This is a genomic window from Burkholderia sp. SRS-25, from assembly GCF_004343765.1.
Lineage (GTDB): Bacteria > Pseudomonadota > Gammaproteobacteria > Burkholderiales > Burkholderiaceae > Burkholderia > Burkholderia contaminans.
This window is the reverse complement of record NZ_PTXM01000016.1, coordinates 175,757-196,399: the sequence shown is the minus strand read 5'-3', so window position 1 is coordinate 196,399 and position 20,643 is coordinate 175,757. Positions and strand designations below refer to the sequence as shown.

Annotated in this window: 22 protein-coding genes; 3 read left to right on the top strand and 19 right to left on the bottom strand. The window is 67.1% G+C overall.

Annotated features, from left to right (window positions below; genetic code table 11):
- Positions 1 to 243: 243 nt before the first annotated feature.
- Entirely contained in the window at positions 244 to 624 is a 381-nt protein-coding gene (locus tag C5O79_RS22965) for a DUF805 domain-containing protein (RefSeq protein WP_046547443.1), read from the bottom strand.
- A gap of 139 nt (positions 625 to 763) precedes the next feature.
- Here C5O79_RS22965 and C5O79_RS22960 point away from each other — a divergent pair, with 139 nt between their 5' ends.
- Entirely contained in the window at positions 764 to 1,420 is a 657-nt protein-coding gene (locus C5O79_RS22960) for a hypothetical protein (RefSeq protein ID WP_131931783.1), read from the top strand.
- A 72-nt stretch (positions 1,421 to 1,492) separates the two neighbouring features.
- On the opposite strand, the gene C5O79_RS22955 is transcribed toward C5O79_RS22960, so the two are convergent.
- From C5O79_RS22955 to flhD, 16 genes are all read right to left on the bottom strand, one after another.
- Complete coding sequence (locus tag C5O79_RS22955) at positions 1,493 to 1,990, bottom strand: VOC family protein (RefSeq protein WP_039346812.1); 498 nt, start codon at positions 1,988 to 1,990, stop codon at positions 1,493 to 1,495.
- 168 nt (positions 1,991 to 2,158) lie between these two features.
- Complete coding sequence (locus C5O79_RS22950; RefSeq protein ID WP_122473479.1) at positions 2,159 to 3,394, bottom strand: DUF3443 family protein; 1,236 nt, start codon at positions 3,392 to 3,394, stop codon at positions 2,159 to 2,161.
- Positions 3,395 to 3,410: 16 nt separating this feature from the next.
- Positions 3,411 to 3,914: a DUF2844 domain-containing protein gene (locus C5O79_RS22945; RefSeq protein WP_122473478.1), complete on the bottom strand. Its 504-nt coding sequence runs from the start codon at positions 3,912 to 3,914 to the stop codon at positions 3,411 to 3,413.
- Positions 3,915 to 4,175: 261 nt separating this feature from the next.
- Positions 4,176 to 4,907 (bottom strand): protein phosphatase CheZ, encoded by a 732-nt coding sequence (gene cheZ, locus C5O79_RS22940; protein ID WP_039346817.1) that lies wholly within the window; start codon positions 4,905 to 4,907, stop codon positions 4,176 to 4,178.
- A 1-nt stretch (position 4,908) separates the two neighbouring features.
- Positions 4,909 to 5,304, bottom strand: a complete 396-nt coding sequence (gene cheY, locus C5O79_RS22935; RefSeq protein WP_039346818.1) for a chemotaxis response regulator CheY — start codon at positions 5,302 to 5,304, stop codon at positions 4,909 to 4,911.
- A 67-nt stretch (positions 5,305 to 5,371) separates the two neighbouring features.
- Positions 5,372 to 6,463 (bottom strand): chemotaxis response regulator protein-glutamate methylesterase, encoded by a 1,092-nt coding sequence (locus C5O79_RS22930; RefSeq protein WP_039346820.1) that lies wholly within the window; start codon positions 6,461 to 6,463, stop codon positions 5,372 to 5,374.
- Complete coding sequence (cheD, locus tag C5O79_RS22925) at positions 6,460 to 7,185, bottom strand: chemoreceptor glutamine deamidase CheD (RefSeq protein ID WP_046547448.1); 726 nt, start codon at positions 7,183 to 7,185, stop codon at positions 6,460 to 6,462. The genes C5O79_RS22930 and cheD overlap by 4 nt, the downstream gene beginning before the upstream one ends.
- Entirely contained in the window at positions 7,182 to 8,156 is a 975-nt protein-coding gene (locus tag C5O79_RS22920; protein ID WP_047851457.1) for a CheR family methyltransferase, read from the bottom strand. Before C5O79_RS22920 ends, cheD begins: the two co-directional genes overlap by 4 nt.
- A 3-nt stretch (positions 8,157 to 8,159) precedes the next feature.
- Positions 8,160 to 10,133 carry a methyl-accepting chemotaxis protein gene (locus C5O79_RS22915; protein ID WP_131931781.1) on the bottom strand — a complete coding sequence of 658 codons (1,974 nt, stop codon included), beginning with the start codon at positions 10,131 to 10,133 and terminating at the stop codon, positions 8,160 to 8,162.
- A gap of 37 nt (positions 10,134 to 10,170) precedes the next feature.
- Positions 10,171 to 10,686, bottom strand: coding sequence for a chemotaxis protein CheW (gene cheW, locus C5O79_RS22910; protein ID WP_006486165.1), 516 nt, complete (start codon positions 10,684 to 10,686; stop codon positions 10,171 to 10,173).
- A gap of 51 nt (positions 10,687 to 10,737) precedes the next feature.
- On the bottom strand, positions 10,738 to 12,996 hold the full coding sequence (gene cheA, locus C5O79_RS22905) for a chemotaxis protein CheA (protein ID WP_122473476.1): 2,259 nt from the start codon (positions 12,994 to 12,996) through the stop codon (positions 10,738 to 10,740).
- Between the two features lie 33 nt (positions 12,997 to 13,029).
- Positions 13,030 to 13,407 carry a response regulator gene (locus C5O79_RS22900; protein ID WP_011350594.1) on the bottom strand — a complete coding sequence of 126 codons (378 nt, stop codon included), beginning with the start codon at positions 13,405 to 13,407 and terminating at the stop codon, positions 13,030 to 13,032.
- A gap of 24 nt (positions 13,408 to 13,431) precedes the next feature.
- Positions 13,432 to 14,457, bottom strand: coding sequence for a flagellar motor protein MotB (motB, locus tag C5O79_RS22895; RefSeq protein WP_046547452.1), 1,026 nt, complete (start codon positions 14,455 to 14,457; stop codon positions 13,432 to 13,434).
- A gap of 13 nt (positions 14,458 to 14,470) precedes the next feature.
- Positions 14,471 to 15,331 (bottom strand): flagellar motor stator protein MotA, encoded by an 861-nt coding sequence (motA, locus tag C5O79_RS22890; protein ID WP_011350592.1) that lies wholly within the window; start codon positions 15,329 to 15,331, stop codon positions 14,471 to 14,473.
- Between the two features lie 178 nt (positions 15,332 to 15,509).
- Positions 15,510 to 16,064 (bottom strand): flagellar transcriptional regulator FlhC, encoded by a 555-nt coding sequence (flhC, locus tag C5O79_RS22885; protein WP_011350591.1) that lies wholly within the window; start codon positions 16,062 to 16,064, stop codon positions 15,510 to 15,512.
- A gap of 92 nt (positions 16,065 to 16,156) precedes the next feature.
- The gene (gene flhD / locus C5O79_RS22880; RefSeq protein WP_039346834.1) at positions 16,157 to 16,477 is read right to left on the bottom strand and encodes a flagellar transcriptional regulator FlhD; all 321 of its coding nucleotides are present in this window, start codon (positions 16,475 to 16,477) and stop codon (positions 16,157 to 16,159) included.
- Between the two features lie 665 nt (positions 16,478 to 17,142).
- On the opposite strand from flhD, the gene C5O79_RS22870 reads away from it, so the two are divergent.
- Positions 17,143 to 18,207 carry a glycosyltransferase family 4 protein gene (locus C5O79_RS22870; RefSeq protein WP_046547453.1) on the top strand — a complete coding sequence of 355 codons (1,065 nt, stop codon included), beginning with the start codon at positions 17,143 to 17,145 and terminating at the stop codon, positions 18,205 to 18,207.
- A gap of 105 nt (positions 18,208 to 18,312) precedes the next feature.
- Here the strand turns inward: C5O79_RS22870 and C5O79_RS22865 are convergent, their stop codons facing one another.
- Positions 18,313 to 18,609, bottom strand: a complete 297-nt coding sequence (locus C5O79_RS22865) for an H-NS histone family protein (protein ID WP_021162849.1) — start codon at positions 18,607 to 18,609, stop codon at positions 18,313 to 18,315.
- A gap of 299 nt (positions 18,610 to 18,908) precedes the next feature.
- Between C5O79_RS22865 and aqpZ the strand changes: the two genes are divergently transcribed.
- Positions 18,909 to 19,649 (top strand): aquaporin Z, encoded by a 741-nt coding sequence (gene aqpZ / locus C5O79_RS22860; RefSeq protein WP_046547454.1) that lies wholly within the window; start codon positions 18,909 to 18,911, stop codon positions 19,647 to 19,649.
- A gap of 118 nt (positions 19,650 to 19,767) precedes the next feature.
- On the opposite strand, the gene C5O79_RS22855 is transcribed toward aqpZ, so the two are convergent.
- On the bottom strand, positions 19,768 to 20,592 hold the full coding sequence (locus tag C5O79_RS22855; RefSeq protein WP_089460305.1) for a Cof-type HAD-IIB family hydrolase: 825 nt from the start codon (positions 20,590 to 20,592) through the stop codon (positions 19,768 to 19,770).
- Between the last annotated feature and the right edge of the window lie 51 nt (positions 20,593 to 20,643).

Here is a 20,643-nt window from a genome sequence, read left to right as displayed (position 1 = left end):
GCCGGCGCGAACGGGGCCGGACGGGGGGCGGAACGGTGTACGGTGCGGCGGAAAAACGCGCCGATCGGTGCGAATCGGTGCGACACGCGGGGTGCCGGCTCCGGACGGAGCGACGACGACGTGAAGCGGGGAAAAGGCGAAGAAGCGGCGAAGAAAAGGCGAGGAAACGGTGAAGCAGTGAAGCGGATGCGGCACGAAATCGGGCCCCGACGCGGCGGCGGCGCGCGTCGGGGCAGGCGTCGGTCAGGCCGCCACGATCGGGTCCGCGCCGAAGCGGTTCGGACCTTCGGTGCCGCGCGAGCACATCCACACGAGCAGCAGGATGCCGCCGACGATCGGGATCAGCGCGAGCAGCAGGAACCAGCCCGAGCGGCCCGTATCGTGCAGCCGGCGCACGCTGACCGCGATGCTCGGAATGATCAGCGCCAGCGAAACCAGGCCGATCACGATGAGCAGCAGCAGCGTGATCAGGCCCGCGTCACGGCCGGCCGCGCCGATGACCTGCGCGGCGATCGACAGCACGCAGGTCAGCAGCGCGAAATACCAGTATTCGGCACGACGCGCGCGGCCTTCGAATGTCGCGTATTTATTGAGTGCGGAACGAACGGCTTCGGAAAAATTCATTTTATTACCCTCATGTTTTATATAGACGACCCCGGAAACTACGCCGGCATTATATGTTTGAATGTCGACGGACTCCATTCCTTTTCGCATACCGGGAAGTGCGCGCACCGGCCGTCTCGCCGGCCCTCGCCACGGTGGAATGGCGCGGGAATGGCTGCAACAGCGGAATGCGGCGCCCTCGGCTTGCATGCCGCGTCATTTTAATAATCTTGAAGACCTGACGGAAACGACAGCCCCCGATAATCCAGCATTTGATTACATCCAGATGAAATCGAGCGCAATCGATAATCGACGGCCCATGTGCCGCATTCGATTAACCGGCCGGCATTACGCGGGCGTGCAAAGCGCGCTACGCTTCGCCATGACTTGCCGATTCCGGTCGAACCGCACCATGCTTCGTCATCCGCTCGCGCCATTGCTGTCGCTTGCCTGCGCGCTGACCGCCGGCTGCGCGGGCACGCCGGCCCTGCCGCCCGGCGCGCAGGCGCCTGACGCGCCGCACCCCGGCGCGATCGCACTGCACCATGCGTGGAACGGATCGACGCAAACCCTGCGCGCGCAGGATTTCCCCGCGAGCTTCACCTTCCGCTGCGTCGACACGCGCGGTGAGCCGGCGGAACACGCCCGCGCGGCTTGGTGCGTGCCGGTCGTCGAGATCGAATCGATTTCGGTCGATGCCGCCGGGCGCCCGGTCGCGCCAGCCGACGCCGTCCGGATCGAAAGCACAGCGTACGGGCCCGGCCACCGTTTCCTCGACCACTCGCGCCTGATGCGCGACGGCCGGCCACCGGGCTAGCGCCCGTTCCGGCCGCTCACGGGCTTGCACGGCTCCTGGCGCCGGTTCACGCCTGCAACGGGCTCCCGGCCCCTAGCCCGCCGCCGCGCGCTGCAGCGCGTCGAGATCGAGCTTCTTCATCGTCATCACCTGCGCCATCACGCGCTCCGCGCGCGCCGGATCGCCCGTCATCAGCTCGCTCATCTGCACCGGCACGACCTGCCACGACACGCCGAAACGGTCGCGCAGCCAGCCGCACTGCTGCGCACGCTCGTCGCCGCCTTCCGACAGGCGCGCCCAGTAGCGGTCGATTTCGTCCTGGTCCCGGCAATTGACGACGAACGACACGGCCGGCGTGATCTGGAACACGGGGCCGCCGTTCAGCGCGACGAATGCCTGCCCGTCGAGCTCGAACGCGACGGTCATCACCGCGCCCTCCGCGCTGCCGGACGCGTGCGCGCCGGCCTTGCCGTAGCGCGCGACGTGCACGATGCGCGCGTTGTCGAACACCGATACGTAGAAACCGGCGGCCGCCTCGGCGTCGCGGTCGAACCACAGGAACGGCGTGATGCGTTGTATGCGCGGCTTCATGGCGCTGCCTCCTCGATGTCGTGCCGGCATGGGTGCCGGTATTACATCGTAGGCGCTATGCCCGCGCGCGGCGGGCCGCCGGTCGGACCCGTCGTGCCGCACGCGGCCATCGCATAAAAAAAGGGGGCGATCGCTCGCCCCCTTGTTCCTGCATCCCGCCGTGCTGCGTCAGAACGCGACGAAAGGCGCCGCGCCGCCGCTCGCGGTCTTGTCCATCCCGAAGTAGATCGTCTTGCCGTAGAAGTGCGGCATGCCGATATCGAGCCAGCTGGACGAACCGAACGGGCCCGCGATGTCGTTGAACGCGAACGTCGACGGGTTCGAGAACAGCGAATCCGCGTTCACGACGGGCATCGTCACCGTGCCGCTCACGCCGTTCTGGCCGGTCAGCGTCGCCGAATTGCTGGTCGTCGTCGACGGGCAGTAGAACTGCGTGTTCTTCGAGCAGGCCGGCAACGTGCCCGACGAATCGTTGAAGAAGTACGCGTTCGAACCCGTATCGAAGAACGCGGTCACGTTGCGCCCCTGGAACGTCGCGCTGACGTCGCCCGTCGTGGTCGACGTCATCACCGTCTTCCCGGTCAGGTCGGGCAGGCCGAACGTCAGCGTCCCGGTCGCACTCGCCTGTCCGTTGTTCGAGATGCTCGGCATCGTCACGCTCACCCCGCTGCTGTCGGCGAAGCGATGCACCGGGTTGGCCACCTGCTGCGCCACCGGCACGAGCGCGACCGTGCAGTTCGCGTTGCTGCCGTTCGGGCATGCGTAATAGTTGTTGTTCGTCGACGTCGACGTCGCGCAGGTCGTACCGCAGTCGACCGGCGCGGGCCCGATGCCGAGGATCCCGTTCGCGCCGAGCGCGCTCGCCGAGTTGGCCGACGCGCCGCCGTTCGTGCACGAGCTCGGCACGTTCGTCGTGCCGAGGTCGCCGATGATCTGCACGGGCAGCGACGCTGCCTGCTCGCTGCCGATCGACAGGTCGACGGTGCGCACCGAGCCCCACGTATAGCTCGACACGAACTTGCCGCATTCGGCGACCGGCGCGCCGCCGCTCGTCACCTGCGGGAGGCTGCCGAGCACGCCCGACACGGCGCTGCCGACGAGCCGCAGCCCGTAGGACGCGGTATCGACGAGCACGTTGTTGACGATCTGGCAGTTCGACGTGCCCGGCACGCAAACCTTGAGGCTGACGGTCGGGATGTTGATCACGTTCGCGACGCCGGCGTTGACGGTGACGACGGCCGTGTTCCCGGAATTGCCGTCCGAGCCGCCGTTACCGTTGTTGCCGTTGTTGCCCGAGCTGCCGCCGCCGCCGTCACCGCCGCCGCATGCCGTCACGAGGACGGCCGTCGCCGCCGCGAGGCCCAGCACGCCGAGCCAGCGCTTGAATGTACGAGGAATTCTCAAGATCGCTCTCCCGCTGTCACTGGATGTCGGTGCCGGTCAGGCCGGCAGGCAGCGCCGCCGGCAGCCACGCCTGGCCCGAGAAGGCGCCCATGTGGCCGCCTGTCCGGATCACGAGGCCGCTCGTGTCGACGGACACGGGCGCGCGCCAGCCGCGCGCCTTGTGCGCCGCCTGGACGCCTGCGGTGTACTGCGGGAAATAGCTGCCGAGCAGCGACGCGAGATCCGGCATCGTCGGCCCTTGCCACGCGAGGCCGAACACGCTGCCGGCGGCCGACGTGTATTCATGAATGACGGTGCCCGATCCGAGCGTGATCTCGCGGACGGTATAAGCGGCCGTGTTCGTCTGCATGCCGTCTGCCGAACGCATCGCGCGCTGCAAGGCGCGCACGGTTGCGGCCTGATCGTCCGCCGGCGGCGACATCGGCGCGCCGCCCAGTTCAGCGTATGCGTGGACGCTCCACAGCACACCCATTGCAGCCGTCGCATGCGCGACGGCCCAGCCCAAGCGTTTCAGCTTCACGTTCCCCCCCAAGGGACTGGCTTCGTTGCCGGCGGTGCGGCCATCGCGCCCGCGCCACCGGCCAACATATGAAATCCTACGAATGACGCTACGTTGCTGCTGACGCGTAGTATGCCTGCTGAGCGTGCCGAAGTGTCGATTTGACGCAGGATGACCCGGCGCCACGCGGGAATCGCGTGCGCGGTGAAGCAGTGCGGGGAACGATGTGGCGCGGGCATCGGCGCCGCCGCGACAGGCGGCGCACCGATGCCTGCGGCAGGGTCAGAAGCCCAGGCTGGCGAGCAGGTCGTCCACCTGCCCCTGGTCCTGGACCACGTCGGTCTTGCCTTCCGGCGCGATCTGCGGGCCGTTCAGCAGCGACTCGGGGCTGCCGGTCGAGCTGATCTGCTCGGCCGCGAGCGCGGCCGCGGTGGCCGCGAACTGCTCGCGCCGCTCGGGCGCGATGTTCTCGACGAGCACCGTGAGCAGTTGCTGCTCGATCAGGTAGACCATGTCCATGATCTTCTTGATCACTTGCCCGGTCAGGTCCTGGAAATCCTGCGCGAGCATGATCTCGAGCAGTTGCGCGCTGGTGGCCGAAGCCGACTCGGGCAGCGTGCGCAGGAACGTGCGCGTATCGTCCATCAGCTCGCGCACTTCCGCGTGCTCGATCGGCGCCGCATACCACTGCGCCCAGCGCGCGTCGAGCGCCTCGGCCTCGTTCTGGATGCGCTCCTGCATCGGCTTCGCGACCTCGATCGCATTCAGCACGCGCACGGCGGCCTGCTCGGTCATCGTGGCGACGTAGCGCAGCCGGTCGCGCGCATCGGGCACGGCTTCCGCCGCCCGCTCGACATGCTTGTCGAGCCCGAGCTCGCGCATCGAATCGCGCAGCGTGCGCGTGACATGGCCGATGCGCGCGAGGATGCGGTCGCTCGCGAAATCGGCGCCTTCGGCGTGGCCGTCGGCGCTGAACCCGGCGCCGGTCAGCGCGGCATGGATCGGCTCGTTCACGTCAGCTCCCGGTCTTCGCCATCTTGTCGATAATCTTGTTCAGCTTCTCGTCGAGCGTCGCGGCCGTGAACGGTTTCACGACGTAGCCGCTCGCGCCGGCCTGCGCGGCCGCGATGATGTTCTCCTTCTTCGACTCGGCCGTGACCATCAGCACCGGCAGGTGCGTGAGCGTCGCGTCCGCGCGGATTTCCTTCAGCATCGCGAGGCCGTCGAGGTTCGGCATGTTCCAGTCGGAGATCACGAAGTCGAAACCGCCGCCGCGCAGCCGCGCGAGGCCGGCCGCGCCGTCCTCGGCCTCGTCGACGTTCGAGTAGCCCAGTTCCTTGAGCAGGTTGCGGACGATCCGGCGCATCGTCGGGAAATCGTCCACCACCAGGATTTTCATGCTCTTGTCCATCGTCGTTCCTTTCCAGATTCGTTTTCGTCGGGACGCGTATCGTGGCACGCGCCCCGTGACATTCCATTCAAACGCGCTGCACGCGGTCGCCCATCGTCGCCAGGCGCGCCATCACGCGACGGCTCATCTCGGCGAGCGGCACGATCTCGTCCGCGCCGCCGAGCGCGATCGCCTCGCGCGGCATCCCGAACACGATGCAGCTTGCTTCATCCTGCGCGAACGTGTGAGCGCCCGCGCGTTTCATTTCCAGCAGGCCGGCCGCGCCGTCGCGGCCCATCCCGGTCAGGATCACCCCGAGCGCGTTCTTGCCCGCATGCGTCGCCGCCGAGCGGAACAGCACGTCGACCGACGGGCGGTGCCGGTTCACCGGCGGCTCGTCCGACAGTTGCGCAATATAGTTCGCGCCGCTTCTCGCAAGCAACAGGTGCGCGTGGCCCGGCGCAATATACGCGTGGCCCGGCAGCACGCGCTCGCCATGCTCGGCTTCCTTCACCGCGATCCGGCACAGGCCGTTCAGCCGTTGCGCGAACGACTTCGTGAAGCCCGGCGGCATGTGTTGCGCGATGAGCACGGCCGGCGCATCCGGCGGCAGCGGCGTCAGCACTTCGCGGATCGCCTCGGTGCCGCCCGTCGACGCGCCGATGATGATCAGCTTCTCGGTACTGACGAGCGGGTTGTTGATCATCGGCGCGGCCGAGTGGCTGTCCGCCGTGCGCGCGGCGGCCTGCGGCTGCGGCGCCTGGCGCACGCGCGCCCGCGACGCCGCGCGGATCTTGTCGGCGAGCTTTTCCGCGTAGTCGAGCATCCCGTCGCGAATCCCGACGCGCGGCTTCGTGACGAAATCGACCGCGCCGAGTTCGAGCGCGCGCAGCGTGATTTCCGAGCCGCGTTCGGTCAGCGACGACACCATCACGACCGGCATCGGCCGCAGGCGCATCAGCTTCTCGAGGAAGTCGAGCCCGTCCATGCGCGGCATTTCGACGTCGAGCGTGAGCACGTCGGGGTTGTGCTGCTTGATGAGCTCGCGCGCGACGAGCGGATCGGGCGCGGTCGCGCACACCGTCATGTCGGGCTGGCTATTGATGATCTCGGTCATCAGGCTGCGGATCAGCGCCGAATCGTCGACGCACAAAACTTTGATCTTCTGCACTGCGGTCATGCCTCCTGCTTTCTTGATAGGTTCGCCGCCCGCACGCCGCCGGCCGGCGCCGCGCTGCGCGCGCCGAACAGCTCGATGCGCGGCCGCGCCGGCTGCGGCGGCGCCGGGCGCTTCGCCGCGAACAGCTCGACTTGCGGACGCGGCCGTGCGCTGCGGGCGCGATCGGCCTCGCGGGCGAGCGCGGCTTCGCGTTCGGTGACGCCCGGCACCTGCAGCCGCAGCTTCTTCACCGCCGCGCGCCCCGTGGCCGCCATGAACGCGACCTTGCGCGGGTGCACGCCCTGCAGGTCTTCCGCCGTGATGCGGATGCGCTCGAGCGCCAGGTAGCGGCGCACGAAATCCGCGTTGCGGTCGCCGATGTTGATCGTGGTCATCCCGGCCAGCACGGCGGCGCCCCCGAACACCTTCGCCTCGAAGCGTTCGCGGCGCCCGCCTGCCTTGATCATCTCGTTGATCAGCACTTCCATCGCATACGCGCCGTAGCGCATCGATTCCGACGCGGCCGCGCCCGGATCGGCGCCGTCGTCGGGCAGCATGAAGTGGTTCATCCCGCCGATGCCCGCGTACGGATCGTGCAGGCACGCGGCGACGCACGAGCCGAGCACGGTCATCAGCACCATGTCCTCGGACGTCGTGTAGAACTCGTTCGGCAGCAGCTTCACGCCGGGACGGCCGAAGTGGTTGTCGAAGTAGCGATTGGTGGCGATCGGCAGGGCGCTCATCCGCGCACTCCAGGAGCTGATGCGGCACGCCCATGCGCGGCGGACAGCATCGCAGGCGCCTGCGCGCCCCGCGGCCGCGCGCCCTGTGCGGCGTCGCGGGTCAGTTCGTACACCGTCTGCCCGCGCAGCCGGAACGCCTGCGTGACATACGTGAAGTTTTCCGAATGGCCGGCGAACAGCAGCCCGCCCGGCTTCACGAGCGGCTCGAAGCGCGACAGCACCTGCCCCTGCGTCGGCTTGTCGAAATAGATCATCACGTTGCGGCAGAAGATCGCGTCGAACGGCTTCGCGATTCCGTAATCCGCATCGGTCAGGTTCAGCTGCTCGAAGCGGATCATCGCGCGCAGCTCGGGGCGCACCTTCACGCGGCCGGCCTGCGCGCCCGTGCCCTTCAGGAAGAAGCGCTTCAGCCGCTCCGGCGCCAGGTGCTTGACCTGGTCATACGTGTAGATGCCGGCCTCCGCCTTCGCGAGCACCTGCGTGTCGAGGTCGGTCGCGAGAATCGACGCGCCGCGCGCGGCCGATTCGCCGAGCGCCTCGATCAGCGTGATCGCGATCGAGTAAGGCTCCTCGCCGGTCGACGCCGCCGAGCACCAGACCGATACCGGCGCCGGCCGCCCCTTCACGAAGTCCGACAGGATCGGGAAATGGTGCGACTCGCGGAAGAACGCGGTCAGGTTCGTCGTCAGCGAATTGGTGAACGCTTCCCACTCGAGCGGATCGTCTTCCTGCTCGAGCAGGTCGAGGTAGTCGCGGAACGTGTCGAGGCCGCGTGCCCGCAAGCGGCGCGCGAGACGGCTGTACGCCATGTCGCGCTTGTGCTCGGACAGCGAGATTCCCGCGCGTTGATGGATCAGCGCGCGAATGCGTGCGAAATCCGCGCTGGTGAACGCGAAGTCGCGCCCCGGCTCGCCCGCGCGAGGCGAGGCATCCGGTGCATCGGGTCGAAACGGCGCGCGCGCGTGCGGCATGGTTTAGAAGGTCTCCCAATCGTCATCGGACGTGCCGGCCGTGGCCGGCGCCGGCTTCTCGCCGTTCAGCGCCGGGCGCACGAGCGCGGGTTTCGCGGCCGGCTTGTCGGCCGGCGCGGCGGTTTTCGCGAGACGCGGCCCGTAGCCGCCCGCAGCCGTGCCGCGGGAAGCCGGTACATCCTTCTGCGCGTGTGCGCCCGTATCGGCCGCACGCTTCGGTTCATGGCCTGTGCCCGCCGCAGCCGCCGCAGCCGCCGCAGCCGCAGCGGCAGCACGCGGCGCCGGCGCGGCGCGCCGTGCCGGTTGGGCGTTGGCTTGCGGAGACGGCAGCGCGGCAACTGGCGCCGCTTCGAAACGCGCCTCGGACGTCAGCGCGGGCGCGGCCGGCCGCGCCGCACTGTGCGACGGCGCGAGCACGATGCCGCCCGCCACGCGCCAGCCCGACACGATCGACTTCATCTGGCGCGTCTGCTCCTCGAGCGACGCGGCCGCGGCCGCCGCCTGCTCGACGAGCGCGGCGTTCTGCTGCGTGACCGAATCCATCTGGCCGACCGCGCGGTTGACCTGCTCGATGCCGGTCGACTGCTCGTCCGATGCGGCGCTGATCTCGCCCATGATGTCGGTCACGCGGCGCACGGCCTGCACGATCTCGTCCATCGTCGAGCCGGCGCGCGACACGAGCGCCGACCCGCTTTCGACCTTCTCGGCCGAATCGCCGATCAGCTGCTTGATTTCCTTCGCGGCGCTCGCGCTGCGCTGCGCGAGAGAGCGCACCTCGCCCGCGACCACCGCGAAGCCGCGGCCCTGTTCGCCCGCACGCGCGGCTTCGACCGCCGCGTTCAGCGCAAGGATGTTGGTCTGGAACGCGATGCCTTCGATCGTGCCGATGATGTCGACGACCTTGCCCGAGCTCGCCGCGATGTCCTGCATCGTCGACACGACCTGGCCGACCACTTCGCCGCCCTGCGTCGCGATGTCCGATGCATTCACCGCGAGCTGGCTGGCCTGCCGTGCGTTCTCCGCGTTCTGCCGCACGGTGCCCGTCAACTGCTCCATGCTCGACGCGGTTTCCTGCAGCGACGCGGCTTGCTCCTCGGTGCGCTGCGACAGGTCGGTGTTGCCGGTCGAGATCTCGCGCGCACCGACGTCGATCGACTCGGTGCCGCGATGCACGGCCTGCACCATCGTCGTGACGGCGTCCTGCATCCGCTTGATGCCGCCGAACAGGCGGCCGATCTCGTTGGTGCTGAACACGTTCACCGGCTGCGTGAGGTCGCCGCCGGCGATGCGCTCGAAGTGCGCGATCGCGTCTTCGAGCGGCTGCACGATCAGGCCGCGCAGCGCAAAGCGGATCGCGATCACGACGACGAACGCGATCGCGATGCCGGCCGCGATCAGGCCGATCATCAGCGAGATCTGCGACTGCGTCGCGGCCTGGCGATCTTCCGCGCGCTTCTGCAGCGAGGCGATCACGGCCGCCGCCGTCTGGTCGAACGCGATGAACATCGGGCTGATCTTCGTGTCGGCCACCGCGTGGTACGCCGCCATGTCGCCCGCGCGCGCCGCCGCGAATTCGGGCTCGACGCCTTCCTTCACGATCGTCGTGTAGCGTGCGGAGAGCTCGTCGAGGAGCGCCTGATCGACGCCGAGCTTCGGCAGCGACTGGAACGCCTGCCAGTTCTGGTTCGACTTCGCGAACAGCTCCTGCGCGCGATCGAGCACCTTCGTGGCATCGGCCCCGTTGCCGGCTTCGGTCAGCGTACGGAAGCGATCGAGCGCCACGCGCGAGCGCAGCAACTGCGCGGCCGTGTCGTCGAGCGCGTGGATCGCCGGCAAGTCGACGTGCGCGATCTCGTCGAGCGAGCGGCTCGCGTGATTGAGCGCGTAGAGGCCGAGCCCGCCGACGGCGGCGGCCAGCGCCACGAGGATGAGTCCGATCGCCGTAAGCGTCGTGCGGATCGACCAGTTATGCAACATTGCAGATTCTCCCGAAATTCCTGCGCGCGCGGCGCGCTTAACCGCCGAGCGTCTCGATCAGCGCCATTTCACGGCTCGACATCAGCTTCTCGATGTCCATCAGGATCAGCATCCGGCCGTCGACCGTGCCGAGGCCCGTCAGGTACTCGGTCGTCAGCGTCGCGCCGAATTCCGGCGCCGGCATGATCTGGTCCGTCTGCAGCGTCAGCACGTCCGACACGCCGTCGACCACCATCCCGACCACGCGGTTCGACACGTTCAGGATGATCACGACGGTCTGGTGGTCGTACTCGACGCGGCCGAGATGGAACTTGATCCGCATGTCGACGATCGGCACGATGATCCCGCGCAGGTTGATCACGCCCTTGATGAACTCCGGCGCGTTCGCGATGCGCGTGACGCTGTCGTAGCCGCGGATTTCCTGCACCTTCAGGATGTCGATCCCGTATTCCTCGTCGCCGAGCGTGAAGACGAGGAACTCCTGGCCCGTCGCGTCGCCTTGTTCTGCATCGCGGCGGCTCGTTGCCGCGTTCGCCGCGGCCGGATTGATCATTTGGACTTCAGCAGACACGTTTGCCCCCAATCGGTTGAATGGCGAGTGACATCAGAACATCGCGAGCTCGGCGCCGGCTCGGGCGCCGTGCGTCGCACGGGTTTCGCGGTTCAGCGCCGCGACGTCGACGATCAGCGCGACGCTGCCGTCGCCGAGGATGGTCGCTGCCGAGATGCCGTGCACCTTGCGGTAATTGGTTTCGAGGTTCTTCACGACCACCTGCTGCTGGCCGACCAGCTCGTCGATCAGCATCGCGAAGCGACGCCCCTCGGTTTCCATGATCGTGACGATCCCCTGCGTCGGGTCGGTGCGCGCATCGTCGACCGAGAACACCTCGTGCAGCGCGACCAGCGGCAGGTATTCGCCGCGCACGCGCACCACGCGCTCGCCGTTGCCGACCGTGTAGATGTCGTCGTTCGACGGCTGCAGCGACTCCATCACGAAGTTCAGCGGCAGGATGAAGATCTCGTTGCCGACCTTCACCGACATCCCGTCGAGAATCGCGAGCGTGAGCGGCAGCACGATCCGCGTGGTCGTGCCGCGGCCGGCCACCGACGTGATTTCCACGTGGCCGCCCATCGACTGGATGTTGCGCTTCACGACGTCCATCCCGACGCCGCGGCCCGACACGTCGGTCACCGTCTCGGCGGTCGAGAAGCCCGGTGCGAAGATCAGCTGCCAGACTTCGTCGTCGCTGATGTTGTCTGACACCTGCATGCCCTGTTTCGCGGCCTTCGCGAGGATGCGCTCACGGTTCAGGCCCGCGCCGTCGTCGCTCACCTCGATCACGATGTTGCCGCCGTGATGCGCGGCCGACAGCACCAGCTGGCCGACCGCGTCCTTGCCGGCGGCCACGCGCTTGTCGACCGTCTCGATCCCATGGTCGAGGCTGTTGCGCACGAGGTGGGTCAGCGGATCGATGATCCGTTCGATCAGGCTCTTGTCGAGCTCGGTCGCCTGGCCGAACGTGACCAGCTCGACCTGCTTGCCGAGCTTGCCGGCGAGGTCGCGCACGAGGCGCGGGAAGCGGCTGAACACGTAGTCCATCGGCATCATGCGGATCGACATCACCGCTTCCTGCAGGTCGCGCGCGTTGCGCTCGAGCTGCGCCATCCCGTTGAACAGGCGGTCGTGCAGCGCCGGATCGAACGCGCTCGCGGTTTCCGCCAGCATCGCCTGCGTGATCACGAGCTCGCCGACCAGGTTGATCAGCTGGTCGACCTTCTCGACGCCGACGCGGATCGAGCTGCCTTCGGCGCCCGATGCCGCAGCGGCGGCCGGGCGGGCGCGCTTGTCGTCGTGATGCGCGGCGGCCTGCGGCGCGTGGTCGGCGTGCGCCGGCGGAGCCGGCTGCTGCGCTTGCGCGGCGGCGGCGGGCGCGGCGGGCGCGGGTGCGGCCGGTGCCGATGCAGCCGGTTGCGGTGCCGCGGCCTGCGGCGCGAATACCTCGGCGCGCACCGGTTGCGCGGCGGCGGCCGGTTCTGCTGCCGGCGCCGCGGCGCCCTGCGCGGCAGCGGGTGCGGCCGGCGCCGTGCCGTGCCCGACGCGGATCTGGCTTTCGTCGATCACGAAGCAGCACACGGCGACGATGTCGTCGGACGGCACGTCCGATTCGACCCACAGCGTCAGGTCGGCGCCCACTTCCTCGCGGCCCACGATCCGGCCGAGGTTGCCGAGTTCTTCGGTGAGCAGTTCGCGATCCTTCGCATCGACGCCCACGAGCGTGATCTTCAGGTGCGGGCCGCCTTCGTCCGCACCGGCGTCGGCCGCCGGATGGGCAGCTGCGACGGCCTGCTCGATCACGTGGTCGGGCACGCGATCGTCGCTGGCGGCCGGTTCCGCGGCCGGCGCAGCCGGTGCGACGGCAGCAGCGACCGGCGCCGCGGGCGCGGCCTCGGCAGCTGCCGGCGCACCCGCGCCGCTCTCGGCCTTCAGCCGTTCGAGCTTCGCGCAGATCGTCGCGGCGGCAGCCGCGTCCGGTTCGGCGCTCGCGCGGTAGTCGACGAGCTGGTCGGACAGCACGTCCTTGGTCTCCAGGAACGCGTCGACCATTTCCTTGGTCAGCGTCAGCTCATGGTTGCGTGCGCGGTCGAGCAGCGATTCGAGGATGTGCGTCGTATCGGTCAGCGCGGAAAAGCCGAACGTCGCCGCGCCGCCCTTGATCGAATGCGCGGCGCGGAAGATCGCGGCCAGATCCTCGGGGTCGGGCGAACCGACGTCGAGGTTCAGCAGCAACTGCTCCATCTGCGCGAGCAGCTCGTCCGCTTCGTCGAAAAATGTCTGGTAGAACTGAGTGATGTCGAGAGTCATGCCCGGTCCCGGGTTGAAAGCGTCGCGTGAATGTCAGGAAGCGGCCGGCTCGGACAGCGTCGCGACCAGGTCGACCAGCACGGCGGGGTCGATCGGCTTTTCGATCCAGCCGGTCGCGCCCGCGTCGCGTGCGGCGTCCTTGAACGCGTCGCTGCCTTCGGTCGTCAGCACGAGGATCGGCGTTTCCGTATAGGCAGTGAGCTTGCGCAGCGCGGCGATCACTTCGAGCCCGCTCTTGCGCGGCATGTTCTGGTCGGTCAGCACCAGGTCGTACGGCACGGTGGCCGCCAGGTCGAAGCCGGCCTCGCCGTCCGGCGCCACCGTCACGTCGTAGCCGGCCTGCATCAGCGTTGCCTGCAGCAGCGCACGCATGGTCGCGGAGTCGTCGATGGCGAGAATCGTTCGGATCATGTCTGTCTCGGAATCTTGTCGATATCAGGGTTTCGGCACGGCGACGGCGGACGCCGCGAGCGCCGGGCGCACGGCCGGCGCCGGGGCCAGCTGCTGCGCGAGCTGATGCGAGCCGGCCGCATCGGCCGACAGCGTCGTGGTCGTCGCATCGTCGCGCATCAGCGCCTCTTCGGATTTGCGGTTCAGCACGATCACGCTGATCCGGCGGTTTTCCGGATCGAGCGGGTCGGCCTTGTTCAGGTTCTGGGTCGACGCGAGGCCGAGCACGCGCAGCACTTTCGCCTCGCCCATGCCGCCGGCGATCAGCTCGCGGCGCGACGCGTTCGCGCGGTCGGCCGACAGCTCCCAGTTGCTGTAGCCGCCCTCGCCGCCCGCGTACGGCACGGCGTCGGTGTGGCCCTGGACGATGATGCGGTTCGGCACGTCGTTCAGCGTCTTGCCGATCTCGCGCAGGATGTCGCGCATGTACGGCTCGACGTGGTCGCTCGACATCGCGAACATCGGCCGCTTCTGCGAATCGACGATCTCGATGCGCAGCCCCATCAGCGTCGAATCGATGCGGATCTGCTGCTTGAACTGGCGCAGCGTCGGGTTGGCCTCGATCGCGGCCATCAGCTTGATCTGCAGGTCGTGCAGGCGGGCCTGCTCGAGCCGGTCCTGCGCGGCCTGCGCGTTCTGCGCCTGCGAGCGGGAATGCTCGTCGCCCATCTTCGCGAGGCGCTCGGCGAGCTGCGTCGTGCCGTCGGTGCGGCGCAGCGTGCCGGCGTCGACGCTCGACAGGTCGCGGCCGCCGCCGTTGATGATGCTGGAATCCTGCGAGCTGCGGTCGCCGCTGCCGAACAGCGCGGCCTTCAGCGGCGTGTTGAAGTATTCGGCGATCCCCTTCAGCTGCACCGGCGTGACCGAGCTCAGCAGCCACATCAGCAGGAAGAACGCCATCATCGCGGTCATGAAGTCCGCGTACGCGAGCTTCCATGCGCCGCCGTGGTGGCCCTTCTTCGCCGGGGCCACCCGCTTGACGACGATTGCGCGATCCTTGCTCTTGCTCATTGGGCGCTCCGCGTCACTTCGCCTTCACGCGGCGCACGTGCTCTTCGAGCTCCGAGAACGACGGGCGCTCGGTCGAGAACAGCACCTTGCGGCCGAATTCGACCGCGATCGCCGGCGCATAGCCGTTCAGCGTCGCGAGGATCGTCACCTTGATGCACTGGAACATCTTGGTCGACTCGGCGACGCGCTGCTCCGCGAGGCTCGCGAGCGGCCCGATCAGCCCGTACGACAGCAGGATCCCGAGGAACGTGCCGACCAGCGCCTGCGCGATCATCGCGCCGAGCACCGCGGGCGGCTTGTCGGCGGACGCCATCGTGTGCACGACGCCCATCACGGCCGCGACGATACCGAACGCCGGCATCGCGTCGCCGACACGCATCAGCGCATGCGCGGGGCCTTCGCCTTCCGCGTGGTGCGTCTCGATCTCCTCGTCCATCAGGCTCTCGATCTCGAACGCATTCATGTTGCCGCCCACCATCAGGCGCAGGTAGTCGGTCAGGAATTCGACGATGTGGTGATCGGCGAGGATCTTCGGGTATTGCGTGAAGATCGGGCTCTTTTCCGGATCGTCGATGTCGGCCTCGAGCGTGAGCGTGCCTTCCTTGCGTGCCTTCGCGAGCAGCACGTAAAGAAGCGCCATCAGCTCCATGTAGACATCCTTCGTGTATTTCGAGCCCTTGAAGAGCGTCGGCAGCACGCGCAGCGTGGCCTTGATGGTCTTGCCGCCGTTGCCGAGGATGAACGCGCCGACACCCGCGCCCACGATCATCAGGATCTCGACGGGCTGGATCAAGGCGCCCAGATGCCCGCCTGCCAGCGCATAACCGCCGAAGACGGACAACAGCGTCACGAGTGTTCCCACGATAATCAGCACTGCCTGTCCCTCACGAATGACCGGCGGGGAGACCGCCGTTAAACAGGTTTACGGCAGTCGGCAGGAAAACTTTCGCGGGCGGCCAGGCGGCGGCCCGACGGTGTTTACCAGCAATTCGCGGACGATTCGCGCCGCCCGGCGCGGCCTGAACGCCCCGCCCGGCCCCGCCAGATGGCGCTCAGGCCGCGGCGGCAGCCAGTTCAGCGCGCGCGGCGGCGGCCTTGCGGGTCTTGCCCGCGCGCGACGGCGGCTGGCAAAGGCCGCAGACGAAACCTTGATGCGGATCATGCGCATGCGCGACGAAGTGCCCACCGCAGCGCGTGCACGGGGTCATCTGCAGCATCCCCGAATCGAAGAAGCGCACGAGCGTCCATGCGCGCGTGAGGCTCAGCGCGGCCTCGTCGCCGGACAGGTTCACGTGCTCCTGATAGAGCCGGTACGCCTTCACGATCGACTGGATCGGCTCGCAGCGGCCGTGGTCCTGCATGAACCGGTAGATGTTGTAGAACAGCGACGAGTGGATGTTCGGCTGCCACGTCATGAACCAGTCGGTCGAGAACGGCAGCATCCCCTTCGGCGGCGACACGCCCTTCAGTTCCTTGTACAGCTTGATCAGACGATCCCGCGACAGGCTCGTCTCCGCTTCCAGCAACTGCAGCCGGGCGCCCAGTTCGATCAGTTCGATGGCGAGGGTGATTTCCTTCACCTCGATCACGACGCTTTTGCTTGCCATGGTGATAACCGTCCGCTTGACGTGATTCGGATGGATGGCCAATACGCTGCCCACCGGCGCGGCACGCCGGGACAAACGCAAGGCGGGATGGATCAGCGGACGCCTTCGACCTGCTGCCCGGCCATCAGGATGGCCGAGTGGGCGTGCGCGACGACATCGCTGCGGCCCTTGTCGGCGAGCGACGAGAGCAGCGCGTGATCATCGAAGCGGAAGCGGCACAGCATCTGGTTCGACGCAGCCAGCTTCACGGTCTGTGCGAGCGTGAGGTTGGCGAGCAGGTCGGCGAGTTCCTGGGAGATTCCCATGCGGAACATGCCCATCGCTTTGTCTTCCCGCAGCAGGCGTTGCGCGAGGAGGAGGTACGACAGGTTGACCTCTTTGATCTCACTGAGCATTTCGCTGGTAGCGCTCATGATTCCCCCGTTAAAGAGCTTTGCTTTGGCCATTCGTGTTATGAAAACGTTTGCTCGATCAGGGCGCCCTCGGCGCTCAGTCGGCTCGTTTATAGTCTTACAGGGCGAATTTTGGCTAAACGGCATTTATGCCGGTATCAGCGAAGTGGCGTATGCCACGCAGGATTTGTCTGTAAACCGTGTAGGAATTTTTCCGACAAGGCGAATTGAAAGCGGGCAATGGGGAATGCGGGTGACAGCGCGGATCCGGCTGCGATGTGTCCGATGGCCTCCGCAAAGCGGCGAAAGGCTTGCCGGCAAGGCCGCCGACATTCGGATCGGTAAAAATTATAGTGGTTTTTCACGATAGCGCAACAATAGTTGTGGCTATCTCGATTCATGATTCCGTGCCCTTTTTCTCGGGGTTTTCGCGTATTTCATCGTGTAACAAGCCTTAAGTGTTTGAAAAAACACTCGAACCCCGCAGGGCGATATCGATAATGGACTCCAATGGGCGGCGGCGCGAGCCGTGCCGGCCCGCCCCGCAGCTTGCCGTCCGGCGCCCCGCGCACCCCGCCCAGGGCACGGCCACGTACAGCCAACCACGTACGCCGGCGAGTTTCGCAACCTTGCAGGGGATCCGCATCGGCGCCACCGCGCCCCCGGATCAAAACAGGAGAGCATCCATGCGAATTGCCCAGATCGCGCCGCTTTACGAAGCCGTTCCGCCGAAACTCTACGGCGGCACCGAGCGTGTCGTGTCCTACCTCACCGAGGCGCTCGTCGATCTCGGCCACGACGTGACCCTGTTCGCCAGCGGCGACTCCGTCACGTCGGCCCGACTCGAGGCGGCCTGGCCGCGCGCGCTGCGGCTCGATCCGTCGATCCGCGATTCGATGGCGCCCCATATGCGGCTCCTCGAAAAGGTCGCCCGGGTCGCGCACGAATTCGACGTGCTGCACTTCCACCTCGACTACCTGCCGTTCCCGCTGATGTCGCGCCTCGACACGCCGTACGTGACGACGCTGCACGGCCGTCTCGACCTGCCGGAACTGCAGCCGGTGTTCGACGCGTTCCCGGACGCGCCGGTCGTGTCGATCTCGAACAACCAGCGCAAGCCGCTGCCGCAGGCCGCATGGGCCGGCACCGTGTATCACGGGCTGCCCGACACGCTGCTCACGCCGCAACCGGGCGTGAAGCCCGAATACCTCGCGTTCCTCGGCCGGATCTGCCCGGAAAAGCGCGTCGACACCGCAATCCGGATCGCCGCGCAAAGCGGGCTGCCGCTGAAGATCGCCGCGAAGGTCGACAAGGCCGACGCCGACTATTTCAAGGAAGTGATCGAGCCGCTGCTCGACCAGGCGCACGTCGAATTCATCGGCGAGATCAACGAGGCGCAGAAGCCCGCGTTCCTGTCCGGCGCGAAGGCGCTGCTGTTCCCGATCGACTGGCCGGAGCCGTTCGGCCTGGTGATGATCGAAGCGATGGCCTGCGGCACGCCGGTCGTCGCGTTCAACCGCGGCTCGGTGCCCGAAGTGATCGAGGACGGCGTGACCGGCTTCATCGTCGAGGACGTGCAGGGCGCGGTCGGCGCGCTGCACCGGATCGACAGCCTGTCGCGTACCGCCATCCGCGAACGTTTCGATACGCGCTTCAGCTCGAAGGCCATGGCGCAGCGCTACGTCGAAACTTACGAATCGCTTTGCACGGGAGCCCGTCAACCGGCATTGCGCCGGGTCGCCGGCGCCTGACACGGAATTCCGCAAGGAAATATTCCGTAATCCAATCCGCGCCGACATTGGCGCGGATAACAAAAGAGCCGCATCTCGATGCGGCTCTTTTGTTTGGGCTTTCGGTCATTCGATGAGGAAACGATCGCGGTTTTTCCCGACGATCCAATTCGGCGGCTTGCCGCGCCCGCTCCAGGTCGCGCCCGACTTCGGATCACGGTATTTCGGAGGCAGCGGCGCCTTCTTCGGCGGGCGCCCGCGCTTCGCTCGCTCCGCGAAGCCCAGATCCTGGGCAGTCAGCCCATATTCGGCAATCTTTTGCTGGACTTCCGCAATCACCGCCGCCACTTCCTGGCGGCGCACATCGTCCGCCTGAGCCTGCAGATCGGCGATCTGCGCCTTGAGTTTCGCGTATTGAGACATTTTTCGACTCCCCTTTTGATGATGCGGCCCCGGCGAATCCGGCCGGGACACCAACATCCGTTACGCCATCCGCACTGCCGCCCTGCCCTTCGAAATTAATGCTGTCATCTTTAACCGATTCGGCTATATCGAGAATGCGGACTTATTCTAATAAAAGGCATTCGTCAGCTATTCAAATTTAACAATCGTTGACCCTCCCCCACCCGATTCATTTCCTATAATCCAGACCAATTCCGGGTGACGGTTTAAATCCGTCGCGTCGTCCGGTTGTCTTCAATCCACTTGAACGAGGTCCTTACATGAATCTTTCTCAGCGTCTCGCTGCAGAGGTATTCGGCACGTTCTGGCTGGTGCTCGGCGGGTGCGGAAGCGCCGTGCTGGCCGCCGCCTTTCCGGGCCTCGGCATCGGCTTTGCCGGCGTCGCACTTGCCTTCGGCCTGACTGTGCTGACGATGGCATTCGCAATTGGCCACATTTCGGGCTGCCACCTGAATCCGGCGGTGAGCGTCGGCCTGACGGTCGCCGGCCGCTTCCCCGCACGCGATCTCGTGCCGTACATCGTCGCGCAGGTGGTCGGCGCGACGCTCGGCGCATTCGTGCTGTACCTGATCGCGACCGGCAAGCCGGGCTTCGACGTCGTCGGCAGCGGCTTTGCGACGAACGGCTTCGGCGAGCGCTCGCCCGGCCACTACGCACTCGGTTCGGCGTTCATTTGCGAAGTCGTGATGACGGGCTTCTTCCTGTTCGTGATCCTGGGCGCCACCGACAAGCGCGCGCCGGCCGGCTTTGCGCCGATCGCGATCGGCCTGTGCCTGACGCTGATCCACCTGATCTCGATTCCGGTCACCAACACGTCGGTGAACCCTGCCCGCTCGACCGGCCCCGCGCTGTTCGTGGGCGGCGATGCGATCGGTCAGCTCTGGCTGTTCTGGGTGGCGCCGATCATCGGCGCGGCACTCGCCGGGATCATCTACCCGCTGGTCGCGGGGCGTGACAACGCCGTCGACCTGCTGCCGGCATCGGCTCGCACAATCGAATAAAACACTACGGGGTCAAGCGAGCAGAGCAGCGAGCCTCACGCTGTCAAAGAAGATCGAGGCAGGTAATTTCGACGGGCGCCACTGGCGCCCGTTTTTCATTTCCGCGCCGGCAGGACATTCAGGATGCGGCGACGTTGTCTTCGAGCGAGAACAGCGTGCGCAGGTGGCGGGCAACGCCCGCGTCGAAGTTGTTGCCGATCCGCGGGATGTGCGGCAACCGCGCGACCAGGTCGGGATTCGCGTTGTTCATCATGAACGCGTGGCCGGCGGTTTCGAGCAGGTCGATATCGTTCATGTTGTCGCCGAACGCGATGCAGTGGCCGGTGTCGACGCCGAGACGTGCGAGAACCGAGCGCAGCGCGCGGCCCTTCGACACGTTCGCGGTCATCACTTCGAGGCAGTCGGGCAGCGAGTACGTGACGTACAGCGCATCGCCGAAACGCACGCGCATCTGCTCGGCGACGACCGCCAGATCGGCCGGATCGCCGATGTACAGCACCTTCGCGATATCCGCGCCGTCGTGCGCGGGCATGTCGATCACGTCGTAGCGGAAGCCCGAATCCTGGTGGAATTCGAGCAGGTGCGGCGCATCGCGGTCGATCAGCCAGCCCTGGTCGGTGAACAGGTTGACGATCACGCGGCCGTGCGCGCCGACGACATCGGGCTGCACGAGGCCGCGGACGATTGCCGGATCGATGTCCTGCGCGTGGATCGTCGTGTCGTCCGGCGCATGCACGCGCGCGCCGTTCGACGTGATCAGGTACGGCCGGATGCCGAGCACGTCGCGAATGCCGGCGACGTCCGCGTAGTGGCGCCCGGTGGCGATCACGAACTGCAGGCCGTCGCGGTCGAGCCGGCGGACGGTGTCGATCGTGTAAGGATCGAGCTGGTGGTCGCTGTTCAGCAGGGTACCGTCGAGATCGGTGGCGATGACTTTGTACATGGGACGGAAGCGTGGCGCTCAGGGCTCTGCGGAACGGCCATTTTAACGTCG